The sequence below is a fragment of the Nocardioides sp. NBC_00368 genome (assembly GCF_036090055.1).
Taxonomy (GTDB): domain Bacteria; phylum Actinomycetota; class Actinomycetes; order Propionibacteriales; family Nocardioidaceae; genus Nocardioides.
On sequence record NZ_CP107970.1, the window covers coordinates 5103336 to 5126303 of the forward strand.

General features: G+C 68.6%; 22 protein-coding genes and 1 tRNA gene. 15 read left to right on the top strand and 8 right to left on the bottom strand.

The window, feature by feature from the left end:
• Positions 1-60 precede the first annotated feature (60 nt).
• A complete protein-coding gene (locus OG984_RS24330; protein WP_328528747.1) occupies positions 61-1911 on the top strand; it encodes a bifunctional metallophosphatase/5'-nucleotidase in 1851 nt (616 codons plus the stop codon).
• A gap of 65 nt (positions 1912-1976) precedes the next feature.
• On the opposite strand, the gene OG984_RS24335 is transcribed toward OG984_RS24330, so the two are convergent.
• Positions 1977-2672, bottom strand: coding sequence for a TetR/AcrR family transcriptional regulator (locus OG984_RS24335; protein WP_328528748.1), 696 nt, complete (start codon positions 2670-2672; stop codon positions 1977-1979).
• Positions 2673-2817: 145 nt separating this feature from the next.
• On the opposite strand from OG984_RS24335, the gene OG984_RS24340 reads away from it, so the two are divergent.
• From OG984_RS24340 to OG984_RS24360, 5 genes are all read left to right on the top strand, one after another.
• The gene (locus OG984_RS24340) at positions 2818-3687 is read left to right on the top strand and encodes a helix-turn-helix domain-containing protein (RefSeq protein ID WP_328528749.1); all 870 of its coding nucleotides are present in this window, start codon (positions 2818-2820) and stop codon (positions 3685-3687) included.
• Positions 3688-3719: 32 nt separating this feature from the next.
• A tRNA-Lys gene (locus tag OG984_RS24345) sits at positions 3720-3792 on the top strand.
• 113 nt (positions 3793-3905) lie between these two features.
• On the top strand, positions 3906-4196 hold the full coding sequence (locus OG984_RS24350) for a hypothetical protein (RefSeq protein ID WP_328528750.1): 291 nt from the start codon (positions 3906-3908) through the stop codon (positions 4194-4196).
• A gap of 421 nt (positions 4197-4617) precedes the next feature.
• Positions 4618-4821 carry a cold-shock protein gene (locus tag OG984_RS24355; protein WP_008360626.1) on the top strand — a complete coding sequence of 68 codons (204 nt, stop codon included), beginning with the start codon at positions 4618-4620 and terminating at the stop codon, positions 4819-4821.
• Between the two features lie 240 nt (positions 4822-5061).
• Positions 5062-5208 carry a hypothetical protein gene (locus tag OG984_RS24360; RefSeq protein WP_165111317.1) on the top strand — a complete coding sequence of 49 codons (147 nt, stop codon included), beginning with the start codon at positions 5062-5064 and terminating at the stop codon, positions 5206-5208.
• 13 nt (positions 5209-5221) lie between these two features.
• Here the strand turns inward: OG984_RS24360 and OG984_RS24365 are convergent, their stop codons facing one another.
• Positions 5222-6355, bottom strand: coding sequence for a hypothetical protein (locus OG984_RS24365; protein ID WP_328528751.1), 1134 nt, complete (start codon positions 6353-6355; stop codon positions 5222-5224).
• 50 nt (positions 6356-6405) lie between these two features.
• Here OG984_RS24365 and OG984_RS24370 point away from each other — a divergent pair, with 50 nt between their 5' ends.
• The 5 genes from OG984_RS24370 to pstB all read left to right on the top strand — a co-directional run bounded on the left by OG984_RS24370 (position 6406) and on the right by pstB (position 11463).
• Positions 6406-7272, top strand: coding sequence for an NUDIX hydrolase (locus OG984_RS24370; RefSeq protein WP_328528752.1), 867 nt, complete (start codon positions 6406-6408; stop codon positions 7270-7272).
• A gap of 177 nt (positions 7273-7449) precedes the next feature.
• Positions 7450-8547: a phosphate ABC transporter substrate-binding protein PstS gene (locus OG984_RS24375; RefSeq protein ID WP_328528753.1), complete on the top strand. Its 1098-nt coding sequence runs from the start codon at positions 7450-7452 to the stop codon at positions 8545-8547.
• A gap of 100 nt (positions 8548-8647) precedes the next feature.
• The gene (pstC, locus tag OG984_RS24380) at positions 8648-9604 is read left to right on the top strand and encodes a phosphate ABC transporter permease subunit PstC (protein WP_328528754.1); all 957 of its coding nucleotides are present in this window, start codon (positions 8648-8650) and stop codon (positions 9602-9604) included.
• Positions 9601-10680, top strand: coding sequence for a phosphate ABC transporter permease PstA (gene pstA / locus OG984_RS24385; protein ID WP_328528755.1), 1080 nt, complete (start codon positions 9601-9603; stop codon positions 10678-10680). The genes pstC and pstA overlap by 4 nt, the downstream gene beginning before the upstream one ends.
• Before the next feature lie 9 nt (positions 10681-10689).
• Positions 10690-11463 carry a phosphate ABC transporter ATP-binding protein PstB gene (gene pstB, locus OG984_RS24390; protein WP_328528756.1) on the top strand — a complete coding sequence of 258 codons (774 nt, stop codon included), beginning with the start codon at positions 10690-10692 and terminating at the stop codon, positions 11461-11463.
• Positions 11464-11589: 126 nt separating this feature from the next.
• On the opposite strand, the gene OG984_RS24395 is transcribed toward pstB, so the two are convergent.
• The 3 genes from OG984_RS24395 to OG984_RS24405 form a co-directional block, all read right to left on the bottom strand.
• Entirely contained in the window at positions 11590-12591 is a 1002-nt protein-coding gene (locus OG984_RS24395; RefSeq protein ID WP_328528757.1) for an inorganic phosphate transporter, read from the bottom strand.
• 9 nt (positions 12592-12600) lie between these two features.
• On the bottom strand, positions 12601-13218 hold the full coding sequence (locus tag OG984_RS24400) for a DUF47 domain-containing protein (protein WP_328528758.1): 618 nt from the start codon (positions 13216-13218) through the stop codon (positions 12601-12603).
• Between the two features lie 82 nt (positions 13219-13300).
• Positions 13301-15496: an RNA degradosome polyphosphate kinase gene (locus OG984_RS24405; protein WP_328528759.1), complete on the bottom strand. Its 2196-nt coding sequence runs from the start codon at positions 15494-15496 to the stop codon at positions 13301-13303.
• A gap of 117 nt (positions 15497-15613) precedes the next feature.
• Between OG984_RS24405 and OG984_RS24410 the strand changes: the two genes are divergently transcribed.
• Positions 15614-16672 carry an alpha/beta hydrolase gene (locus OG984_RS24410; protein WP_328528760.1) on the top strand — a complete coding sequence of 353 codons (1059 nt, stop codon included), beginning with the start codon at positions 15614-15616 and terminating at the stop codon, positions 16670-16672.
• An 88-nt stretch (positions 16673-16760) separates the two neighbouring features.
• On the opposite strand, the gene OG984_RS24415 is transcribed toward OG984_RS24410, so the two are convergent.
• Positions 16761-19397, bottom strand: coding sequence for a hypothetical protein (locus OG984_RS24415; protein WP_328528761.1), 2637 nt, complete (start codon positions 19395-19397; stop codon positions 16761-16763).
• Positions 19398-19502: 105 nt separating this feature from the next.
• Complete coding sequence (locus OG984_RS24420) at positions 19503-19862, bottom strand: DsrE family protein (protein WP_328528762.1); 360 nt, start codon at positions 19860-19862, stop codon at positions 19503-19505.
• Positions 19863-19922: 60 nt separating this feature from the next.
• On the opposite strand from OG984_RS24420, the gene OG984_RS24425 reads away from it, so the two are divergent.
• Genes OG984_RS24425 through ygfZ form a run of 3 tightly spaced genes read left to right on the top strand, consistent with a single transcriptional unit; the run spans position 19923 to position 21859 of the window.
• On the top strand, positions 19923-20423 hold the full coding sequence (locus OG984_RS24425) for an FABP family protein (protein WP_328528763.1): 501 nt from the start codon (positions 19923-19925) through the stop codon (positions 20421-20423).
• 21 nt (positions 20424-20444) lie between these two features.
• Positions 20445-20879 carry a Fur family transcriptional regulator gene (locus tag OG984_RS24430; RefSeq protein ID WP_328528764.1) on the top strand — a complete coding sequence of 145 codons (435 nt, stop codon included), beginning with the start codon at positions 20445-20447 and terminating at the stop codon, positions 20877-20879.
• Complete coding sequence (ygfZ, locus tag OG984_RS24435) at positions 20876-21859, top strand: CAF17-like 4Fe-4S cluster assembly/insertion protein YgfZ (protein WP_328528765.1); 984 nt, start codon at positions 20876-20878, stop codon at positions 21857-21859. The genes OG984_RS24430 and ygfZ overlap by 4 nt, the downstream gene beginning before the upstream one ends.
• Before the next feature lie 126 nt (positions 21860-21985).
• Here ygfZ and OG984_RS24440 read toward each other — a convergent pair whose 3' ends face one another.
• Positions 21986-22957 carry an ADP-ribosylglycohydrolase family protein gene (locus tag OG984_RS24440; RefSeq protein WP_328528766.1) on the bottom strand — a complete coding sequence of 324 codons (972 nt, stop codon included), beginning with the start codon at positions 22955-22957 and terminating at the stop codon, positions 21986-21988.
• Positions 22958-22968 lie beyond the last annotated feature (11 nt).

Below are 22968 nucleotides of genomic sequence, written 5' to 3' on the forward strand. Positions count from 1 at the left end.
CAATCGGAACCCGAAGGGGCATTGTTCCCTTCGTCGATCACTGAGATGGGGAGCCCCGCAATGCCTCGTAACACCCGAAAGCTTCGCCCCGCTGTGGCCGTTGCCGCCGTCGCTCTCGCGGCCGCCGCAGTCGCCACTCCGGTTGCGACCTCTGCCTCGGCGCAGGCCGGCTCGAACAGCGCCGGAAAGCACCTGGTCGATGTCCAGCTGCTCTCGTTCAACGACTTCCACGGCAACCTCGAGGCGCCGTCGGGTTCGAGCGGGCGCCTGATCACCGGCCACCACATCGACCCGACCACCGGCAAGCCGGTCGACGACACCGTCAACGTGGGCGGCGTGGAATACCTCGCGTCCCACCTGGAGGAGGCGCGCAAGGGTCACGCCCGTTCCCTGACCGTGGCCGCGGGCGACCTGATCGGCGCCTCGCCGCTGCTCTCCGCCGCGTTCCACGACGAGCCCTCGATCGAGGCGCTCAACAAGCTCGGTCTGGACGTGACCGCGGTCGGCAACCACGAGTTCGACGAGGGCTACAAGGAGCTGCAGCGCATCGACGCCGGCGGCTGCATCGACGACGGCGACGGCAAGGACAACCAGAACTCCTGCGCCGCCCACGAGTACCAGGGCGCCGACTTCGACATCCTCGCCTCCAACGTGATCGAGGACGCCAGCGGCAAGACGATCCTGCCGGCCTACTCCATCAAGGAGGTCGACGGCGTCAAGATCGGCTTCATCGGCATGACCCTCGAGGCCACCCCCGACATCGTCACCGCCGAGGGCGTCAAGGGCCTCACCTTCAAGGACGAGGTCGAGACCGCCAACGCGCTCGTGCCGGTGCTGAAGAAGAAGGGCGTCAAGGCGATCGTCACCCTCATCCACGAGGGGGCCAACCTGCCGAAGGAGAAGTGGACCGACCCGGCCACCGGCAAGGTCTACGACGTCAACGCCCGCTACGACTACACCTGCGAGGGCGGCGGCGAGCTGGTCGCCGGCTCGCCGATCGTGCCGATCGCCCAGAACCTCGACCCCGAGATCGACATGCTGGTCACCGGCCACACCCACAACCCCTACGTCTGCGACGTACCCGACCCCGAGGGCAAGTCCCGCCTGGTCACCTCGGCCTCGTCCTCCGGCCGGCTCTACACCGAGACCAACCTGAAGTACAACCTCAAGTCGCGCGACATCGTCCGCTCCTCGGTCAAGGGCTCGAACCTGCTCGTCACCCGTGACGTCGCCAAGGCCCCGGAGCAGACCACGCTGATCAACACCTACAAGGAGCTGGTCACGCCGATCGCCTCCCGCGTGCTCGGGTCGATCTCCGGTGACGTCACCCGCACCACCACCGCCTCCGGCGAGAGCGCCCTCGGTGACCTCATCGCCGACGCCCAGCTCGCCGACCAGTCGACGGTGGTCAACGGGCAGGTGCCGGTGGTCGCATTCATGAACCCGGGCGGCATCCGCGCGGACCTGACCGCGACCACCTCGTCCTACGGCGAGGCCGTCGGTGAGGTCACCTACGACGAGGCGTTCAACGTCCAGCCGTTCAACAACTACCTGGTCTCGCTGACCATGACCGGCCAGGACATCTACGACCTGCTCACCGAGCAGGTCACCGGCGCCAACGCGGCCTCGCACAAGATCCTCCAGGTCTCGAAGGGCTTCTCCTACCAGATCAGCCCCACGGGTCCGGTCGACGGCTCCGTGATGCTGAACGGTCAGCCGATCGACAAGGCCGCGTCCTACCGGGTCGTGACCAACAACTTCCTGCAGGGCGGCGGCGACGCCTTCGCGGCCTTCACCAAGGGCACCGACCCCTACTACGGCGGTCTCGACATCGACGCCTTCTCCGCCTACCTGGAGGCCAACTCGCCCTACACCCCGGGTCCGCTCGACCGCATCACCGGAACCCACTGAAAGAACCACTTCTTTCGTACGCAGCGGGCCCGTCCAGCTCTGAGCTGGTCGGGCCCGCTGTGCTGTCAGCCGTGGGAACTCGCCGGCAACCCGGCGACGAGGGCCGCCGCGGACGAGGCCGCCGAGGTGATCCGGCTCTCGGGGATCCCACAGGCGCGAAGGCAGGTCGAGGCGATGGCATCGGCAGTCTCCTCGTCGATCGTCACACCGATGCTGCGGAGGCTGGTGGTGACCTCGACCAGGTGGATGAGCATCTCGCCGAGGTGACGAGGCTCGGCCGCGTGCGCGGCGCCGGGGTCCCCGGCCTGCGTCGCGATCCGCCCGTAGGCGCGGGCGAGCTCGTCCCGGATGCTCCGGAAGGCGTCGAACGCCTCGCTGCTGGTCACGTCGGGATGGGTGGCCAGCACGCCGATGTTGTCCGGCGCCTCGGCCAGTGTGCGAAGGTCGACGAGCACCAGCGCGTAGAGCGCGGTCTCGGGCCTCTCGGCCGCGGCCTGCTCGATCAGCTCGACCCGGTCGACAGTGGGTCGGACGGATCGCTCCAGGAGTTCGGCGAGGATCTCGTCCTTGCCGGTGAAGTGGTAGTAGAGCGAGGCCTGCCTGATCCCCACCTTCTCGGCGATCTCGCGGGTGGAGGTGGCCGCGAAGCCCTGGGTCACGAACAGTTGCGCGGCGGCATGGAGGACCTGCTCACGAGGTGGGCCCGCCGTGGTGGTGGGAATGAGACGTGGTCGTCCGGGTTGGGTTCGTCGGATGCTCATCGAGACACTGCCTTCCTGTCGACGTCGACCCCGGAACCAGTAGAGCATAATATGTCGACTCGGCCAACCATGATGTGCATCTGGACGTGAGCTATGCACATGGGGCAGGATGGCTCCGTCTGTTCCGTCGAAGGAGGATGCCGCTGTGTCCCGCCCCAGCCGTCGAGCCCGTGAAGCGCTCACCGAGGCCCTCCGCGACACCCGCCGAGCCGCGGGCCTGACCGGCTCCGACCTGGCAGATGCCCTGGGGTCGGGCTGGTCGCAGCCGAAGGTGTCCAAGATCGAGTCTGGTCGACAGGCGGTCTCCGAGGCCGAGGTCCGGGCCTGGGCGGCCGCGGTGGGTGCCGACAAGCAGATGCTGCTCGCCCTGCGCGCCCGCGCGGACCAGGAGCAGGCGGCGTTCCGGGACGCTCGTCCCGCGGGCGGCGGTATGGAGCCGCACCACGAGGCCTACGCCGCGACCGAGGCGGCCGCGAGGGTCCTGATGAGCTTCCAGCCCCACAGCGTCCCCGAGCTGCTCCAGACCCCCGACTACGCCCGCGCCCTGTTGGCCCTGGCAGGCGGTTCCCGCGGCCAGGATGCGGATCACGAGGACGCCTCCACCGTGATCGCGGCGAGGCTCAGGCGCTCGGCGATCCTCTACGAGGGCGGCCGATCGATCACGATCCTGGTCGGCGAGGCCGCCCTCCACCATCTGGTGGGATCGCCCGACATCATGCGCGCCCAGATCGATCACATCGCCAAGCTGGCGACCACGACCCAGGCGACCATCGGGATCGTCCCCTTCGAGAGCTTTCCCGTCCTGGTCCAGCACGGCTGGGACCAGCGCGACCGGATCGTCACCCTCGAGACCAGCGCTGGCGACCTCGAGATCGCCGACCCGGTCGAGGTCGCCCGCTACGAGCACTGGACCCAGCTCCTGCTCGAGCACGCGCTGACCGGTGCGGCCGCCGCCGAGCGATGTGCCCGGATCATCAGCGAGCGACGGAGCCCGTCGCGGGGTGTCCGCGAATAGGCTGCGGTCATTGCTCCGGTAGACTCCCGGGCGGGCCGTTAGCTCAGTTGGTAGAGCAGTGGACTTTTAATCCATGGGTCGTCGGTTCGAGACCGACACGGCCTACGGATTCGCGCCCTCCTCCTTCGTGAGGCGAGGGGCGTTTCGGGCATTTGCGACACTGTCGCGAGCTCGAATCCATGCTCGTCGCCACCCTGGTGCGATGAGAGGATCGAGCCATGGTCGAGATCTTTGACGAGCGAAGGGTTGTGACCGACTCGGCGGTCGCCACCTTCTGGGTCGAACTCACCCACCATTTCAACGATCGCAGTCTGATGGTTGAAAGCAGCGTCCATCACGATGCTGCCTTCTCCGCGGTCGTCGCTTGGGCACGCGATCAGGTTGCGAAAGCTGCTACGCCAGGCCGGACGCGCGCCCGGATCAACCTGCTCCTCGATCAGCAACAGTGTCTTGTCGAGCTCGCCAAGAGTCACGACCGACTGCACGCGTTGCTGCTTCTGGAGCTTTGAATCGAGCTTGCTGGTGCGTCGACCGGTGTCTCGTTGACCGGAAGACTCGGGGTTTCGCCCGTGGCCGGTCAATGAGGTGAAGGAGTCGCGCGGAGGTCTATTGCCGTCCGGATACCGGTCGCGACGCACCCGAAGAGCGCCGGTTTCACGGCTCTGTTGCACAACCTTCACCGCTTCGCGCGTAAAACGATCGGCGAAGGGGGGTTCGCACCGGCTCACGAGTTGCTAATGTCACTCCCGCAACAGGGTGCAAGTTCCAGAAGGTCTGACGCCTGCGGAGTTTGTGATCCAACGGCGTTTCTGCTCTGTGCTCGCCCGGGCCCCGGTTCGGGAACACAGGTCGGAGCGACGTGTCACCCGCCCCTGATGCGGGGCTACCGAACCTGGTGGCCTCTCGCCCCGACTAAGGAGTAACGAGCAGATGGCTCAGGGCACTGTTAAGTGGTTCAACGCCGAGAAGGGTTTCGGCTTCATCGCGCAGGAGGACGGCGGCGACGACGTCTTCGTGCACTACTCGGCGATCCAGACGCAGGGCTACAAGACCCTGGACGAGAACCAGAAGGTCGAGTTCGACGTCACGCAGGGCCCGAAGGGTCCGCAGGCGGAGAACGTTCGTCCTCTCTGATTGGGCTCTATGGATATCAAGGCGATCTCGGGTTCGGCGTGAGCCGACACTGATCATCTGCAACGAGGCCCCAGCCCTTCGGCTGGGGCCTCGTGGTCTGATTGGGGCCCTCTCAGGCTTCTGTGTCACGCTTGATGTGACAACTTTTGATGGTTCTTGGTGGATCAGCGCGCAGATCCACCAAGACTGGGCGATGATGTGAAGACGAGCTTTTCCAGGTGACGTGAGGAGGCGGCGGGCGTGGCTGATCAGTTCGATGTGACGCTTGAAGATCCGGAGCTGCTTCTCGAGGTCGAGCTCACCACCAACCTCATCGTCGCCGCCAGCGAGTCCGAGGATCACCTCTCCCAGGAGGAGATCGACCGCATCCTCGGGATCATCCCGTAGGGCGTCCAGGCCCTCAGCAGGTCGCGAAGAGCAGCGGCCCGTTCGCCAGGTCGGAGAGCACGGCCGTACCGTCCTTCGGTCGCAGCTGCATCGTGACGACCGCGTCCTCGGCCGCGACCTTCCCGAGCTCGAACCGCTCGTCGAACGTGCCGCCCTGGCCGGGCGCCGGCCCGACGGCGAGCTTGGCCCGGGTGTCGGCGTTCGTACGCGCCTGGTCCTCGTTCTCGAACGACATCGCCACACGTACGTCGCCGTTCCGCTCGGCCGCCATGGCGAATCCCGCGACGGGGTTGAGGTCGCCGGCGGCGTCGATGAGGCCGTCGGCCTGGTCCTGGTCGGCGGCCGAGGCCCCGCCCAGGCCGATCTCGCTGCAGGTGAAGTCGCCGTCGTAGATGAACGCCGACAGCGGGTCGTCGAGCCGGTCGGCGGCATCCGTCATCGGCTCGTGCAGGTCGCCGTCGCCGAGGCTCTCGACCTGGTCGCCCAGGTAGCGACGGCCGTCCGAGGCCAGGATCAGATCGCGTTCGGGCAGGAAGGCGATGTAGGTGACCTGCGGGGTGATCGTCGAGTCGATGCCGGAGTCGGTGAAGGAGGAGAACGGGACCAGGGTGCCGTCCCAGACGCCGCCGTCGGCCGGATCGTCCTCGGGAGCCGTGAAGCCCATCGAGGTGAGCTGGTCGACGAGGTGGTCGGCGTCCATGTCCTCGAGGTGCCCGACCATCAGGGCCCCCTCGGTCGACTGCGTGTAGAGCTCCCAGTCGAGGGTCGCCGGCGACCACCCGAAGTGCTGCTGCAGCAGGCCGGAGGCGTCGGGCAGCACCGAGGTCGAGGTGAGGTCCTTCGAATAGGCCTCGTCGATCATCTCGTGGACCTCCTCCGGCGTGGAGTCGGCATCGAGATCGGCGCCGACGCTCTCGCGGATGGCCGCCCAGTCGGTGAACGAGACGCGGGTCGCCTCGGCCGGGGCCAGCCGCAGCGCCTCGTCGAGATCGCCCCCGCGGGTCGCCCACGCCCGGGCCAGGAAGATGACCAGCGCGACGACGACAACGCCCACCGCGATGGTCAACAGGGGGTGGGCGCGTACGACTCGGGATGACCGACCGGCCCACATCCGGGGACCGTCGAGAAGCTGGGGGGTGTGGAGCATCCCGACGAACCTTAGACGAACCGGTAGCCCATCCGACATACCCTGTGCCCATGCCCGAGATCCCGGCCGCCGGCGTAGTGGTTTTTCGCGAGCTCCACGACCTGCCCGAGGTGGCGCTGGTCCACAGACCCAAGTACGACGACTGGTCCTTCCCCAAGGGCAAGGTCGATCCCGGTGAGACGGTGCCGGTGGCCGCGATCCGCGAGGTGCATGAGGAGACCGGCCTGCGGGTCGCTCTCGGCCGCCCGCTGCGGACGCAGCGCTATCCCGTCGAGGCGGGGCAGAAGGTGGTCCACTACTGGGTGGGCCGCACCGCCATCGGAGCCGACGACGACGTCGACAGCTACCAGATCAACGACGAGATCGACGAGGTCGAGTGGATGTCGGTGGAGAAGGCGCGCAAGCGGCTCACCTACCCGCACGACCGGGAGACGCTGCAGCAGGCCTTCGACGTACGCCACCCCACCACGCCCCTCGTGATCCTCCGCCACGCCTCGGCTCTCGGTCGTTCGGCCTGGTCCGGGGAGGACCAGGAGCGGCCGCTCGACGACACCGGCCGGACCCAGGCGGTCACGCTCGCCGGCCTGCTGATGGCCTACGACATCCGCCGGGTGATCACCTCGACGAGCGTCCGCTGCACGCAGTCCGTGGCCCCGTACGCCGGGCTCGCCGGCATCGCGTCCGAGCAGATGAGACTGCTCAGCGAGGAGGGCGCGGAGGGAGGTAGCGTGTCGGCCTTGGCCGCGGACATCCTGCGCGATCTGGCCGTTCCGACGGTGATCTGCACGCACCGGCCGGTGCTGCCGTGGATCTTCGACGGGCTGGGCGTACGCGACCCGAAGCTGGAGAAGGGCGAGCTGATGGTCCTGCACGTGCAAGAAGGTGAAGTGCGAACTGCTGAGGCATTTCAGGCCTAACAGAGGCTTGAGGCCGACCTGTTCATCTCCTGTGCCCGGAACTGACACTGATTTGCCACCGACTTTGTGTTCCTCGTTAAGCCTGCGTTCACCTTCACCGAGTTTCCCGTCCACCTCGGGTCCCTACGGTCATCGCGACAACTCCGAATCGACTGCTTCATCAATCAGGAGACTTGCGTGAACACCACCTCGCTGCGCCGGGCACTCGTCCCGGGCATCACGGCTGCGGCCCTTGCTCTCGCTATCAGCGCCTGCGGCGCCGGCAACGAGCCCAAGAGCGGCGGCGGCGAAGAAGGCACCCTCTCGGGCACCATCAAGGGTGGCGGCGCTACCTCGCAGGAGAAGGGCCAGGCGGCTTGGGTCGCCGGGATCCAGGACGCGAACCCGGACCTCAGCGTCGTCTACGAGCCGGTCGGTTCCGGCTCCGGCCGTGAGGGCTTCATCTCCGGCGGCTACCTGTTCGCGGGCACCGACTCCGCCCTCAACGACGACGAGGGTGAGCTCAGCGGCGCGAAGGAGAAGTGCGGCGGCGACCCGATCCAGGTCCCCGCGTACGTCTCGCCGATCGCCGTCGTCTTCAACGTCGAGGGCGTCGACGAGCTCAACCTCGACCCCAAGACCCTTGTCGGCATCTTCTCCGGCAAGATCACCAAGTGGAACGACCCGGCGATCGCCGCGACCAACCCGGACGCCACGCTGCCGGACACCGCGATCACCCCGGTCCACCGTGCCGACGACTCCGGCACCCAGGAGAACTTCACCGAGTACCTGGCCGCCGCCGGTGGCTGGGCCGAGGAGCCCTCGGGTGAGTGGCCCGCCTCCATCAAGGGCGGCGAGGGCGGCGACGGCACCTCCGGTGTCGTGACCGCCATGCAGGGTGCCGGCTACATCGGCTTCATGGACGAGTCCGCCGCTCGCGAGAACGACCTCGCCACCGCCAAGATCCAGGTGGGCGAGGAGTTCGTCGAGCCGTCCGCCGACGCCGCCGCGAAGATCCTGGGCGCCTCGAAGCCGGCTGGTCTGAACGACAACGACATGGCCGTGGAGCTCGCTCGCGACACCACCGAGGCCGGCGTCTACCCGGTCGTGCTGGTCTCCTACCTGCTGGCCTGCCCGACCTACGAGAACGCCGAGGACGCGGCCAACGTGAAGGGCTACCTGGAGTACATCCTCTCCGAGGAGGGCCAGCAGGTCTCGGCCGACGAGGCCGGCACCGCGCCGCTCGACCGCGAGACCGCCGACAAGGCGCTCGACCTCGTCGGCGCGATCAAGTAAGTGCCGACCAGTCTGACGTGATCGCCGTTCGGGCGGTGGCTGCGGCCGCCGCCCGTACGGCTGTCTTGAGAACCGAAACAAGAAAGTCGAGGAATGCCTTGTGACTGTCGCCGCTGACCCCGGCGCCGACCCTGGCGTTGAACCGAAGTCGGAGCTGTCCGGCCGTGGCTCGGTGGGTGATGTCGTCTTCCGAGGCCTTGCCGTAACCGCCGCCTCCCTGATCCTGGTGGCGCTGGCAGCCGTCTTCATCTTCCTGGGCATCGAAGGCATCCCGGGCTTCAACGTGGACGAGCAGCACTACGCCGGCCAGGGCTCGTTCCTGGGCCTGGTGGTGCCGCTGCTGTTCGCCACCATGTACGCGGCTGTCCTGGCCCTGATCATCGCGGTGCCGTTCTCCGTGGCGATCGCGCTGTTCATCAGCCACTACGCGCCGCGCCGGATCGCGACCCCCGTGGCGTACGTGATCGACCTGCTCGCCGCTGTCCCGTCGGTCGTCTTCGGCCTGTGGGGTGCGGTTGCGCTCGGCCCGTACCTGGTGCCTGCCCACGCCTGGCTGGCGAGCAACCTCGCCTGGCTGCCGTTCTTCGACGGCCAGCCCTCCGGCAACGGGCGCACGCTGTTCACCGCCTCGATCGTGCTGGCCGTGATGATCCTGCCGATCATCACCTCGATCTGCCGCGAGGTCTTCGCGCAGACGCCGCGCCTGCACGAGGAGGCGGCGCTGGCGCTCGGCGCCACCCGCTGGGAGATGATCCGCTACGCGGTCTTCCCCTACGCCCGCTCGGGGATGGTCTCCGCGGTCATGCTCGGTCTCGGCCGGGCACTGGGCGAGACCATGGCGATCGCGATGATCGCCTCGCCGAAGGTCCTCATCTCGCTGTTCATCGTCGGCACCAACAACCCGCAGACCATCGCGGCGCACATCGCGCAGGGCTACAAGGAGAGCACGCCCGACCGGCTGTCGGTGCTGATCGCGACCGGCCTCGTGCTGTTCGCCTTCACCTTCCTGATCAACGCGCTCGCCCGCTGGATCGTCGCCCGAGGGAGGGCCAAGTGAGCAACCCTTCGACAAGCTCAGGACATCGCGTCGACCTCTCCAACGAGGAGACCAAGCTGTCCCACGCCACGCTCCCGCGCGGCGCCCAGTGGCTGGTCGGCATCGCGGCCGTCGCCCTCGGCGGCCTGACCCTGGTGCTCGGGATGAGCCTCGTCGGGGCCGTCGTCGTCGGCGTCCTCGCGTTCCTCATCGGCTACCCGCTCTGGGCCCTGCTGGTGGAGAACAAGCGCTCGGCGACCGACAAGCTCGTCACCGGGCTGGTGTGGACGGCCTTCGGGGTCGCGGTCATCCCGCTGATCTGGCTGGTCTACATGGTCATCGCTCGCGGTGCCGCCACCATCAACCCGGAGTTCCTGACCTACTCGATGCGCTCGGTCACCGGCGACGAGCAGGGCGGTCTCTACCACGCGCTGACGGGCACCCTGATCGTCACCGGCATCGCCGCGCTGATCTCGATCCCGATCGGCATCATGACCGCGATCTACCTGATCGAGTACGGCAAGGGCAACCGCCTCGCCAAGGCGATCACCTTCCTGGTCGACGTCATGACCGGAATCCCGTCGATCGTCGCGGGTCTGTTCGCGTTCGCGCTCTTCACCCTGCTCGTCGGGCCGGGCACGCGCTTCGGTTTCGGCGGCGGTGTCGCGCTCTCGCTGCTGATGATCCCGACGGTCGTCCGCTCCACCGAGGAGATGCTCAAGCTGGTCCCCGACGACCTGCGGGAGGCTGCGTACGCCCTCGGGGTGCCGAAGTGGCGCACCATCACCCGGATGGTGCTCCCGACCGCGATCGGCGGCATCGTCACCGGTGTCGTGCTCGCGATCTCGCGCGTGATCGGCGAGACCGCTCCGCTGCTGGTCGCCTCGGGCTTCAACCCGAACATGAACACCAGCGCCTTCGACGACAGCCCGATGATGACCGTGCCAGTCTTCATCTACACCCAGCTGTCCGAGGCCACGCAGAAGGGCGTCGAGTACGCCTGGGGTGGAGCACTGGTGCTCTTCATCCTCGTCATGGTCCTCAACCTCATCGCCCGTATCGTCGGCACGATCTTCGCCCCCAAGACCGGGCGCTAGGAGAAACACATGTCCATCCAAGTCAAGGACGCCAGCATCTTCTACGGCGACTTCAAGGCCGTCGAGGACGTCTCCATGTCCATCAAGCCGAAGTCGGTGACGGCCTTCATCGGCCCGTCCGGCTGCGGCAAGTCGACCTTCCTGCGCACCCTCAACCGGATGCACGAGGTCATCCCCGGTGCGTACGTCGAGGGCAAGATCCAGATCGCCGGCCAGGACATCTACGGCCCCAACGTCGACCCGGTCGCGGTGCGCCGCAAGGTCGGCATGGTGTTCCAGCGGCCGAACCCGTTCCCGACGATGTCGATCTACGACAACGTGCTCGCCGGCAACAAGCTGAACTCCAAGCGGATCAAGAAGTCCGAGGCGGACGCCATCGTGGAGAAGGCGCTGCGTGGCGCCAACCTGTGGAACGAGGTCAAGGACCGTCTCGGCAAGCCCGGCATGGGGCTCTCCGGTGGTCAGCAGCAGCGGCTCTGCATCGCCCGCGCGATCGCGGTCCAGCCCGAGGTGCTGCTCATGGACGAGCCGTGCTCCGCGCTCGACCCGATCTCGACCGCCGCGATCGAGGACCTCATCCACGAGCTGAAGTCCGACTACACGATCGTGATCGTCACCCACAACATGCAGCAGGCCGCCCGTGTCTCCGACGACACCGGCTTCTTCAACCTGAAGGCCGCCGGCCAGCCGGGCCACCTGGTGGAGTTCAACCCCACCAAGCAGATGTTCACCAACCCGGACAACCCGGACACCGAGGCGTACATCTCGGGTCGGTTCGGGTAAACCGGATCAAAACGCCGAGTCGGCGCATCCGACCCCTCTCGCTCGCTTCGCTTCGCGAGGCACGGGGTCAGATGCGCCGACTCGGCGTGATTTTGGGTCGGATGCGCCGACTCGGCGTGTTGTCGTCTACGGCAGCTGAAAAACGAAGTGGCAGATCAGGTAGGTCAGCGCCGCGACACCGCCGGCGGCCGGGAAGGTGAAGATCCAGGCCGCGACGATCGACTTCGCGACCCCCCAGCGGACCGCGGAGAACCGCTTGGTCGCGCCCACACCCATGATCGAAGAGGTGATCGTGTGCGTGGTCGAGATCGGGGCCTCCCAGACGTACGCCGTGGTGTAGAGCACCGAAGCAGCGACCGACTCCGCGGCGAAGCCGCGGGAGGGGTCCAGGTGGATGATGCGGCGGCCGAGGGTGCGCATGATGCGCCAGCCACCGGACATGGTGCCGAGCGAGATCGCCGTGGCGGCCGCGGCGATGACCCAGAACGGGAGACCGTCGCCCTCGGAGAGGAAGCCGCCGGTGACCAGGGCGAGGAAGATGACGCCCATGGTCTTCTGCGCGTCCTGGAGGCCGTGACCGAGCGCCATCGCGGCCGCCGAGATCGTCTGCGCGATCCGGAAGCCCTTCTGCGCCTTGTGCGGGTTGGCGCGCCGGAAGATCCACATGATCGCGAGCATCACGCCGAAGCCGAGGCTGAAGGCGACGAACGGCGAGACGAACATGGGGATGACGACCTTCTGCAGCACCGTCCACCAGTTGACGAACGCACCGGCGGCGATCGCCGAGCCGGCCAGACCGCCGATGAGCGCGTGCGAGGAGGACGAGGGCAGCCCGAAGTACCAGGTGATCATGTTCCAGGCGATCGCGCCGAGCAGGCCGGCCATCACGACTGTCAGACCATGGGCGCCCGATGGTGGCGTGATGGTGTCGGAGACGGTGTGGGCGACCTTCTGGCCCAGGAAGGCGCCGACGAAGTTCATCACCGCCGCAAGCAGGAGGGCGATGCGCGGTGTGAGCGCTCGCGTGGACACGGAGGTCGCGATGGCGTTGGCGGCGTCATGGAAGCCGTTGGTGTAGTCGAAGACCAGGGCGACGACGACCACCGCGATGACAATGGCGAGTTCCATTGAGCAGGCTCAGGATTCCTTGACGGCGATCTGCTCGACGGTGTTCGCGACCTTCTCGAAGCCGTCGATCGCGTCCTCGAGGGACTCGACGATGTCCTTCAGCTTGAGGACCTCGAGTGCGTCGTACTCACCGGAGAAGAGCTTGGCGAGAATGCGGCGGTGGTTCTTGTCGCCCTGGTTCTCGAGACGGTTGATCTCGATCCAGTACTCCGAGAGCTCCTTCATGGAGCGCAGCTTGGGCATGGCCGACGCGGTCAGCTCCGCGCAGCGCTGGAGCACGGTCACCTGGTCGGAGAGCTCCGGGGGGAGGATGTTGACGCCGTAGACGAAGATCTGGTCGACGACCTCGTCCATCGAGTCCATCACGTCGTCGAGACCGGAGCCGAGGGCGTAGATGTCCTCGCGGTCGAACGGCGTGACGAAGGTCGAGTTGACCTTCTTGACCAGCTCGTGGGTGGTCTCGTCAGCGGCATGCTCCGCGTCGCGCATCCGTCGCGCGACGTCCTCACGATCGGCATTGTCGCTGAGCATCTCGGCGAGCAGCGAGACACCGCCGACGAGGTGGTTGGCAGACTCGGTGAACAGGTCGTAGAACGACGTGTCGACCGGGCGGATTCGGAAACGCACGGGGGGCTCCTGGCTGGATGAGGCAGACCTGCGGGCTCATGTTAGGCGAGTCCGCTTGACACGACGAAAGCCAGGGGCGTGTTCAGCCCGCCGAGGCGCGCCTGCGTTGCCGCTGACGTGTGATCAACATCGCCTGGAGATGGTCGGGAGCGTGGTTTCGGGTCCACGTTCCGTCGGACCCGAGGATCCAGGCGTCCGTCGACGGTTCGAATGCCAGGTCGAACAGTGCGCCGACCTCCGCCACGAGCTCCGGGGTGGGGAGACGTACGAGGGCCTCGACCCGGCGGTCGAGGTTGCGGTGCATCATGTCGGCCGAGCCGATCCAGGCGGTCGGGCCGTCCCCGTCGTCGGCGTTGCCGTTCTCGAACCAGAAGATCCGCGAGTGCTCCAGGAACCTGCCCAGGATCGAGCGCACCTCGATGGTCTCGCTGAGCCCCTCCACACCCGGGCGGAGCGCGCAGATGCCGCGCACCAGCAGCTGGACCGGCACGCCTGCCTGGGAGGCCAGGTAGAGCGCGTCGATGACGGCCTCGTCCACGACGGAGTTGGCCTTGAGCCGGATCCGTGCCGGCCGCCCGGCCAGGTGGTGGGCGATCTCGGCGTGGATCTGCTCGATCAGGCCGCTGCGTACGTTTCCGGGTGCGACGAGAAGCTGCTCGTACGTCGCCTCCCGGCTCCAGCCGGAGAGGTTGTTGAACAGGTGGGCGACGTCCTCGCCGATGTTCTCGTTGGTGGTGATCAGCCCCATGTCCTCGTAGAGCCGAGAGGTCTTGGGGTTGTAGTTGCCGGTGCCGATGTGCGTGTAGCGGCGGATGGTGCCGTCGGGCTCCTCGCGCACCACCATCGCCAGCTTGCAGTGGGTCTTCAGGCCGACCAGGCCGTAGACCACGTGGCAGCCGGCCTGCTCGAGCTTGCGCGCCCAGCGGATGTTGGCCACCTCGTCGAAGCGCGCCTTGATCTCGACCAGCACCAGGACCTGCTTGCCGGCCTCGGCGGCGTCGATGAGGGCGTCGATGATGGGGGAGTCGCCGGAGGTGCGGTAGAGGGTCTGCTTGATCGCCAGCACCCGCGGGTCGGCCGCCGCCTGCTCGATGAAGCGCTGCACGCTCGTCGCGAACGAGTCGTAGGGATGCTGCAGGAGGATGTCGCCACGACGGGCCGCCTTGAAGACGTCGACCGGCGCGGCGCTCTCGACCGGCGCCAGCGCCGGGTGGGTGCTCGGCACGAAGGCCGGATACTTCAGCTGCTCGTGGTCGATGTCGGCGATGCCGTGCAGTCCGCGCAGGTCGAGCGGGCCGGGCAGCCGGAAGACCTCCTTGTCGGAGATGCCGAGCTCGGAGACCAGCAGGTCGAGGGTCGAGTCGGTCATGGACTCCTGCACCTCGAGGCGTACGGGAGGGCCGAAGCGCCGCCGCAGCAGCTCCTTCTCCAGCGCGGTGAGGAGGTTCTCGGCGTCGTCCTCCTCGACCTCGAGGTCCTCGTTGCGGGTCACCCGGAAGGTGTGCACCTCGAGGATCTCCATCCCCGGGAAGAGCTTGTGCAGCCGCTCGCGCATGATCTCCTCGAGCGGCACGAAGCGGTCGTCGCCCAGCGGCACGAAGCGGGTGAAGATCGGCGGCACCTTCACGCGGGCGAAGTGCTTCTTCTTCGTCTTCGGGTCGCGCAGCCGGACCGCCAGGTTGAGGGAGAGACCGGAGATGTAGGGGAACGGGTGGGCCGGGTCGACCGCCAGCGGCGTCAGCACCGGGTAGACCCGCTCCTTGAACAGCTTCTTGCAGGCCTTGACCTCCTCGGGGGTGAGGTCCTCCCAGTGCAGCAGCTGGATGCCCTCTCCGAGCAGCGCTGGCTTCACCTTGTCGCGGAACACCTCGGCATGCCGCTCGGAGAGCTCCCGCGTCTTCCGCCAGATCAGCTCGAGGACCTCGCGCGGCATCAGCCCGGACGCCGCGCGCACCGCCACCCCGGCCGCAATCCGCCGCTTCAGCCCGGCGACGCGGACCATGAAGAACTCATCGAGGTTGGAGGTGAAGATCGCCAGGAAACGTACGCGTTCCAGCAGCGGCAGCGTGTCGTCCTCCGCCAGCTCCAGCACCCGCTCGTTGAACCTCAGCCAGGACAGCTCGCGGTCGAGGAACCGGTCCTCGTACTTCTCGACCTCGGCCAGCGCCTCGTGGTCCGGGAGGTACTCGGGCTCGACGTCGAAGGGTTGGTCGGGAACCGCGGTCAGACTCACGGTGTCCTCGGCCGAGCGGGTGGGGGCCTGCGGGTCGAGACTCATGGGAACAGTCTTTCATCCGAGGGTGGGTTCGGGAGCGTCGATTCCACGGTACGTTCCGGCGATCGTCTGATGAACTACCTGCTACACGATGTCCCTGGTAACCGGTAGCTTGGGCGCATGTCGATTCTTGAGCGTGCGTCGTCCGTGATCGATCCGCTGGTGGCGCCTGTGGTGACCCCGATCAAGGGGCTGGCGTTCGCGGCGGCACTGAACCTGCCGGCCTCGGTGCAGCGGCGGATCGTCGGCAAGCCGGTGACGTACGACGGGCAGACGCTCGCCGTGGACACCCAGATCATGCTCGCGCTGATGAAGGTGTCGGGGGAGCCGGACCCGTCGACGCTGCCGATCCCGAAGGGGCGGGTCGCACTGCTGCGGCAGTCGCAGCTCGGTGGTGGTCGCCAGGAGATCGGGTCGGTGCGCGAGCTGTGGGTCGCGGGCCTGAAGGCGCGGCTCTACGTCCCCGAGGGAGTCTCGGGCAACGCTCCGCTGCTGGTCTTCCTGCACGGCGGCGGGTTCATCTTCGGCGACCTCGACTCCCACGACGCTCCCTGCCGGCTGCTGGCCAGCGAGTCCGGCGTCAAGGTGCTCTCCGTCGACTATCGGCTGGCGCCGGAGTCGCCGTTCCCGGCGGCATACGACGACTCGGTCGCGGCGTTCCGGTGGGTGGTCGAGCACGCGGCCGAGCTCGGTGCGGACCCGGCCCGGATCGGGGTCGGCGGCGACTCCGCCGGCGGCAACCTGGCGGCCGGGGTCGCTCTCGCGGTCGGCGAGGCCTGCGCGTTCCAGCTGCTCATCTACCCGGTGACGCAGTCGGAGGCGAACACCCGCAGCCGCGAGGATCTCCGCGAGGGCTTCTACCTGACCGCCGACTTCATCGCGGCCGCCACCGACAACTACCTGCCCCAGGGCATCGACCGCCGCGACCCGCGCCACGCTCCGCTGCACGCAGAGATCCCGACGAGCGGGGTCGCCCCGGCCTACGTCGCGACCGCGGGCTTCGACCCGCTGCGCGACGAGGGTGAGGCGTACGCCGCCAAGCTCGAGGAGGCCGGGGTCAAGGTCGCGCACAAGCGCTTCGCCGACCAGATCCACGGCTTCCTGAACGTGGTCGGCGCCGGGCGTACGTCACGTGCCGCTGTGCTCGAGATCGCGCAGGTCCTGCGCGACAACCTCTGACTTCTCGGGCAACTCCTGCACTTCTCAGGTGTTGCAATGCCTGAGAAGTGCAGGAATACCCGGTTGACCGGGTATTCCAGCGAGCCGCTCAGCCGGCCATATCCGGGCGCCAGCGGAGAACCTCGCGCTGGAACGCCTCGGGGTCGACCATCGACTTGTCGACCTGGACCGCGCCGGCCTCGTCCGTGTTGAACTCGACGACCCACTCGTCGGTGGCCGGCTCACCCTTGATGGTGATGTCGGTGTGGGTGTCGTAGAGGTCGTAGGTGTGGGTCTGCTCGTCCTTGCGTACGTCGAGCACACCCTCCTCGGTGACCGTGACGGTGCTCTCGGTCATGAGCGAGCCGTCCTCGGGCTTGAAGGTGCGGACGGTGAGCTTCTTGGTGCCGGCCGGCTCGCCCTCCAGGTCGGCGTCAGACACCTCGCCGGCGGGCTTGGCGGGCTCGGGCACGGAGTCGGCACCGGGGATCTTGGCACCGGGGAACTTGCCGGACTCGGCGAGCTTGACCGCTGCCAGCCAGCCGCTCGAGCGCTGGGGGAGCGAGTCGCTCGGGGTGTCGGGCAGGTCGGCCTGGCCTGCGGCGGCGTCGTTGGAGGGCGCCTTCTTGTTGCCCTGCTTCTTGCCGGTCGGGCGCTCGGGAAGGTTCACCGGCGCGGTCGGGGGACCTGCCGTCGGTGCGGCCGATGAGCCGACCGGCGCGGGGGCGGTGGTCTTGTCGTTGTGGACCGGCGCGACGGTCTCGAGGGGCTCGACCACCAGCGGCTCCTCAGGAGCGTCCGGGATGGGGAGGCTCGCCTCCGGCGGGTTCGGGGTCGCGGCGAGGGTGAGCTCGAGGGCCTGCATCGCGCGCTTGTTGGTGCTGCCGCCCTTGACCGCGAGCATGACGGCCTCGCGCAGGTCGGCGAGCTGCTTGGCGAGCTGGGCGCTGCGGCGCTCGGCGATCTGCCGGTCCACGATGGCCTGCTCGACCAGCTGGGTGTTGTGCAGGATCGAGGCTTCGACGGCCTGACGGTCGATCGCCTTCTGGCCGGCGACCTCCTCGGCCTCGGCCCGCAGACGTACGGCCTCGGCGGCCTGCTCCTGCACCTCGGCGAGACGGTTCATCATCTCCGTCATCCGGCGCTCGGCCTCTTCACGCTCGCGGGCCTGCCCGGTGATGACCTCGGTCATCGACTCGTGGGCGGTACGCAGCGCGGTCTCTGCCGCGCGACGACCCTCGTTGGCCTCGGTCGCAGCGCGCTCGGCGGCGCGCCGGCCCTCCAGGGCCTGGACGGCGAGATCGGCGTGCTCGGAGGCGCGCTGGTCGGCCGCCATCCTGGCGATGTTGGCGGCCTCGGCCGCCTGCTCGGCCTGCGAGGCGAGCTCGGTGAGCTGCCGGTAGCGCTCCTCGTTCTCGTTGGCCTCGTGCGCGGCGGCAGCAGCGAACTCCGCGTACTGCTTCGCGCTCTTCTCGGCCTCGAGCCGGGCGTCGTTGGCGGCGTCGGCGGCCTTGAAGGCGCGCAGTGCCGCCTCCTCCGCCTCGGTGCGGGCGGCGAGCGCCTCGGCCGCCACGGCGTACTGGTCCGCAGCCGCGGCCTCGGCCGCGGCTCGCGTCATCGCGTGGTCCTCGGCATTGGCGTCGGCGGCCTTGCGCTCCTCGAAGGCCTCCTTCGCCGCTTCCTCGGCCTTGGTGCGGGCGGTCGCAGCCTCCTCGGCGGCGGCGTAGGCAGCCTCGGCGGCTGCCTCGGCCTCCTTGCGGGCCTGCTCGGCCCTCTCGGCCTGGGTCGCCATCGCGACCGCGGACTCCTCGGCCGTGATGCGTGCGGCCGCTGCCTTCTCGGCCTCGGTCGCGCGGTCGTTCGCGGCCTGCTCGGCGGCCTGGCGCGCGGTGAACGCCGCCAGCGCCTCGTCGGCCCGGCCGGCCGCGGCGGCGTCGGCCTCCTCGCGCATCCGCGCGAGCTCCTCGGAGCGCGCGTCGGCCGCGGTGCGGGCGGTGTAGGCGGCCTCGGCCGCTGCCTCTGCCTCGCTGCGGGCCTCGTAGGCGGCGCGTGCCTCGTCGGCGGCCTTGCGGGCAGCCTTCTCGGCCGCCGCCAGCGCGTCGCGAAGCTCGTCCATCTCCTCGAGGCGGTCCTCGGCGGCTGCCTCGGCGACGCTGCGCGCGGCGTAGGCGGCCTTGGCCAGCTCGGCGTGCTCGGCAGCCTTCGTGTGCGCCTCGGCCGCGGCGGTGGCCGCGGCGGCGGCCTCCTCGGCCTTGGCACGGGCGGCCTCCTCGGCCTCGCTGCGTGCGCGGGTCTGCTCCTCGGCGGTGCGGGCAGCCTCGAGGAGGCGACGCTCGGCCGCCTCCAGCTCCTTGCCCCTCGCGACCGCGGCCTCCTCGGCCTCGGCGCGCTCCTTGGCGCGGGTGTCGGCGAGCTTCTCGGCCTCGACCCGGGCGCGGGCGTACTCCTCGGCTGCCTTCTCGGCGACCTCACGCGCCTGGTGGGCGTCGGCGGCCAGCTCGGCGTGGAGCTTGGCGGTCTCGTCGGCCTTGGCGCGGGCGGTTGCGTGCTGGGCGGCGGACTCCTCGGCCACCAGCCGCTCGGCCGCCTGCTCGGCGGCCGCCTGCTCGGCTGCGATGCGAAGTGACTCGGCTGCGGCGGCCGCGCGGGCCAGTTCCGCAGCGCGCGCCGTCAGGTCCTCGTCGTCACCCGGCTGGGCGGCCGAATCCCGGCTCCACCACTTGCCACTGGGGGTCTGCGTGCTCACGAGGGTGAATGCTAACGGCGAAGTAGGCGGCGTGTGGAGTCTCCGAGAGGATTAACACGCGTGCTACCTGGAACTACATGGGTGTAATTCCGGACGGCGTCGAAATCAGTAGACGAGAGCCTGCACGCCGTCGCGGAGGATCTCCTCGGCGAACACGACCGCACCCTTGATGGTGACGCCCTTGATCAGGTCGTCCTCGGTGAGGTCTCGGCGGGAGGCGCACTGGCTGCACACGGTGACCTCGCCGGCCTCGATCACCAGGGCGAGCAGCTCCTGCAGGGGCGCCGCGTTCTCCAGCGTGAACTCCTCCGCGCGCCCGGGCACGGCGAACCACGTCGCCTCGCCGGTGAGCCACAGGGACACCTTGGCTCCGGCGGTCGCGGCCGCCGAGGCGACCGTGAAGGCCTGGTTCGTGCGCTCGGGCGTCTCGGCGCCCACGGTCACCTTCACCACGAGTTCTTGCATGACGAGCACACTAGCGCTTGCGTTTCGGGTCGTAGGCGACGTACGGCCTAAACTCGGTGTGTGGCTTTCGAACTTCCGGAGAACCTTCACCCCGACGCCGGTCCTTGCGCGTGGATGCTCGGCACCTGGCAGGGCAACGGGCACGGTGACTATCCGACGATCGACAAGTTCGAGTTCGGGCAGGAGCTGATCTTCACCCACGACGGCCGGCCGTTCTTCCACTACTTCTCGCGCTCGTGGATCATCGACCCCGAGACCGGCGAGAAGGTGCGCGACGCCGCCCTCGAGACCGGCTTCCTGCGCTTCCGCCCCGAGGGCGAGGTCGAGTGGGTGATGACGCACAGCAGCGGCATCATCGAGGTCTGGTACGGCAAGGCCGAGGGCGGCAAGCTCGACGTCGTCACCGACGCGGTCGCTCGCACGGAGACGGCCAAGGAGTACACCGCCGGCAAGCGCCTCTACGGCAACGTCGAGGGTGACCTGCTCTATGCGTACGACATGGCCGCGATGGGTCAGGCGCTGCAGCCGCACCTGTGGGCGCGGCTCAAGCGAGCCAGGTAACAGGCGGAGGAAGTAGTCGCGATGACCGAGGCGGCTGAGGACTGGCGCGAGGCCCTTCGGGCGAAGGGCTATCGCCTCACGCCCCAGCGCGAGCTGGTCCTCGGAGCCGTCGAGCGGCTGCGTCACGCCACCCCCGAGGAGGTGCTCGCGGTCGTGCGCGAGTCGTCCTCCGCGATCAACCTCTCCACCGTCTACCGCAACCTCGAGGTGCTCGAGGAGCTCGGCCTGGTGCGCCACGCACACCTGGGCGAGCGGGCCTCGACCTACCACTCGGTCTCCGGGCGCCCGCATTTTCATGCGGTGTGCAGGAAGTGTCAGAAGGTCACGAGTGTTGACCCCTCTGTGGCCGACGGAATCTGCGAGCGGCTGCGTGAGGAGTACGCCTTCGAGGCAGATGTCGCTCATCTGACCGTCTTCGGGGCGTGCGTCGACTGTTCTGCCGAGGAGCCCACATGAACGAGCACGGTCTGACTGAGCACAGCATGATCAGCCCACTGTTGTCCCTGCCCGGTGCGGTCGCGGGTGATGGTGCCGACGCGCCGGTCGCCGCGCACTACGGCTCGTTCAACCTGGAGCAGCGGACGCTGGCCTCCGGTGAGGGCTTCGTCGACCTCTCCCACCGAGACGTGCTGCGGATCGCGGGGCCCGATCGGCTGCCCTGGCTGCACTCGCTGACCTCGCAGGCGTTCGAGGGCCTGGCCCCGGGCGCCTGGACCTCGGCCCTGATCCTGTCGCCGCAGGGACATGTCGAGCACTTCTTCTCCGGCGTCGACGACGGCACCGCCTTCCTGGCGTGGACCGAGCCGGGTGCCGGTTCGGCGCTGGTCGACTACCTGGAGCGGATGAAGTTCTGGTCCGACGTCACCGTGACGCTCGAGTCGTCGCAGGCGTCCGTCTGGCGTCCGGCGCAGGGCTACTCCTTTGTCCCGCGCGAGTCCTTGGAGACGTACGCCGCTGCCGCGGGCCCCGCCTGCGGATTCTGGGCGTTCGAGGCTCTCCGGATCGAGCGTGGTGAGCCACGGTTCGGCGTGGACACCGACGCGCGCACGATCCCCAACGAGGTCGGCTGGGTGCCGGGGGCTGCTGACGTGGTCGGCCCGGAGTACGCCGTCCACCTCGACAAGGGCTGCTACCGCGGCCAGGAGACGGTCGCCCGCGTCCACACCCTGGGCCGCCCGCCGCGGCGCCTGGTGCTGCTCCACCTCGACGGCTCCGAGAACCGGCTGCCTGTAGCCGGCTCCGAGCTCGTCTTCGGGGAGAAGACGGTGGGGTTCGTGGGTTCGTCCGCTCGTCACCACGAGCTCGGCCCGATCGCGTTGGGGCTGGTCAAGCGCAACGTACCTGTGGACGCACAGCTTGTCGTGGACGGGATGCCGGTCGCTCAGGAGGTCCTCGTCGACCCCGAGATCGGCCTCCACATCCGCCCGCTGCGCTGACCGGGTCCAGCCCGTTGGGCTCGACCCTGCAGTAGTGGTGGCCGAGAAGGTAGTTGTGGGCGACGAAAGTAGAGATTCGTCGCCCACAACTACCTTCTCGGCCCGCCAGTTCTGCAGACTCGACCGTCAGGGACGGGTCGCGGCAACGGCGTCGAGGGCGAGGGTGGCGAGGACGTTGCCGGAGATCTCGGGGTAGCCATGGCTGAGGGCGCGCCACTCGGCCGGAATGGCGGAGGCGCCCCAGCGGGCGCCGAGGAGGCCGCCGGCGATGGCGGCGACCGTGTCGGTGTCGTTGCCGATCCGGATCGCGGTGTTCAGCGCCTCGACGTAGTGGCTCCCCGGATCGGCCTCGGGCACCGGGGTCTGGGCGATCGAGGACCACGCGGCCTGCAGCGCGGTGACGACCCAGCCGTTGGGGTTGAAGGTCGCCGGCGGCGCGGTCTCGGCTTCGTCGAGCTTCTCGGTCCAGAAGCCGGCCTCGGCGGGGGAGAGGAGGGAGAGGCCGGAGCGTACGTCGATCTCGCCGTGCATCACCGCGTGCTCGATGGCCAGCGACCACAGCACGCAGCCGGACCGGGCGTGCTCGTCCCAGTGGGTCAGGGCACTCACCGCCGCCGCGGCCTCCGCGACGGCCGGACGGTCGCCGAGATGGCGGAGAGGAACCGGAGCCGTACGCATCAGGGAGCCGTTGCCACCGGTGTGACCGGTCATCTCGTGCAGCTTCTCCGAGACGAGCCGCAGGTCCGCGGCGGTCGGTGCGGGGCCGGCGGTGTTGAGCACCCGGGCCGTCTGGTTGCCGATGTCCTTCGGTTCCGACTCCGCCCAGGTCCGGAAGTTGCGGGCGACCGCGGTCAGCCCTTCCTCGGTACGCAGGTCGAGCCCGCCGGCGGCAGCGTCGAGGATGCACCACGCCATGGTCGTGTCGTCGGTCCACTCCCCGGGCGCGAACGGGCCGAGCCCGCCGCCGAGCATCTGAGCCTTCTCGTCCGCCCCGAGCGGGGGCCGGTCGAACTCGTAGTGAGCCCCGAGCGCATCCGCCACCGCGGTCCCGACGATGGCCCCGACGGCCCGGTCACTCTGAGACTCGTTCAGCTCCACGCGACCAGACA

What these genes read in the sequence shown, in the direction of transcription:
- OG984_RS24330 (WP_328528747.1), top strand. Translation starts at nt 61, where the DNA reads ATGCCTCGTAACACCCGAAAGCTTCGCCCCGCTGTGGCCGTTGCCGCC.
- OG984_RS24335 (WP_328528748.1), bottom strand. Translation starts at nt 2,672, where the DNA reads ATGAGCATCCGACGAACCCAACCCGGACGACCACGTCTCATTCCCACC.
- OG984_RS24350 (WP_328528750.1), top strand. Translation starts at nt 3,906, where the DNA reads ATGGTCGAGATCTTTGACGAGCGAAGGGTTGTGACCGACTCGGCGGTC.
- OG984_RS24355 (WP_008360626.1), top strand. Translation starts at nt 4,618, where the DNA reads ATGGCTCAGGGCACTGTTAAGTGGTTCAACGCCGAGAAGGGTTTCGGC.
- OG984_RS24365 (WP_328528751.1), bottom strand. Translation starts at nt 6,355, where the DNA reads ATGCTCCACACCCCCCAGCTTCTCGACGGTCCCCGGATGTGGGCCGGT.
- OG984_RS24370 (WP_328528752.1), top strand. Translation starts at nt 6,406, where the DNA reads ATGCCCGAGATCCCGGCCGCCGGCGTAGTGGTTTTTCGCGAGCTCCAC.
- pstB (WP_328528756.1), top strand. Translation starts at nt 10,690, where the DNA reads ATGTCCATCCAAGTCAAGGACGCCAGCATCTTCTACGGCGACTTCAAG.
- OG984_RS24395 (WP_328528757.1), bottom strand. Translation starts at nt 12,591, where the DNA reads ATGGAACTCGCCATTGTCATCGCGGTGGTCGTCGTCGCCCTGGTCTTC.
- OG984_RS24405 (WP_328528759.1), bottom strand. Translation starts at nt 15,496, where the DNA reads ATGAGTCTCGACCCGCAGGCCCCCACCCGCTCGGCCGAGGACACCGTG.
- OG984_RS24410 (WP_328528760.1), top strand. Translation starts at nt 15,614, where the DNA reads ATGTCGATTCTTGAGCGTGCGTCGTCCGTGATCGATCCGCTGGTGGCG.
- OG984_RS24420 (WP_328528762.1), bottom strand. Translation starts at nt 19,862, where the DNA reads ATGCAAGAACTCGTGGTGAAGGTGACCGTGGGCGCCGAGACGCCCGAG.
- OG984_RS24430 (WP_328528764.1), top strand. Translation starts at nt 20,445, where the DNA reads ATGACCGAGGCGGCTGAGGACTGGCGCGAGGCCCTTCGGGCGAAGGGC.
- ygfZ (WP_328528765.1), top strand. Translation starts at nt 20,876, where the DNA reads ATGAACGAGCACGGTCTGACTGAGCACAGCATGATCAGCCCACTGTTG.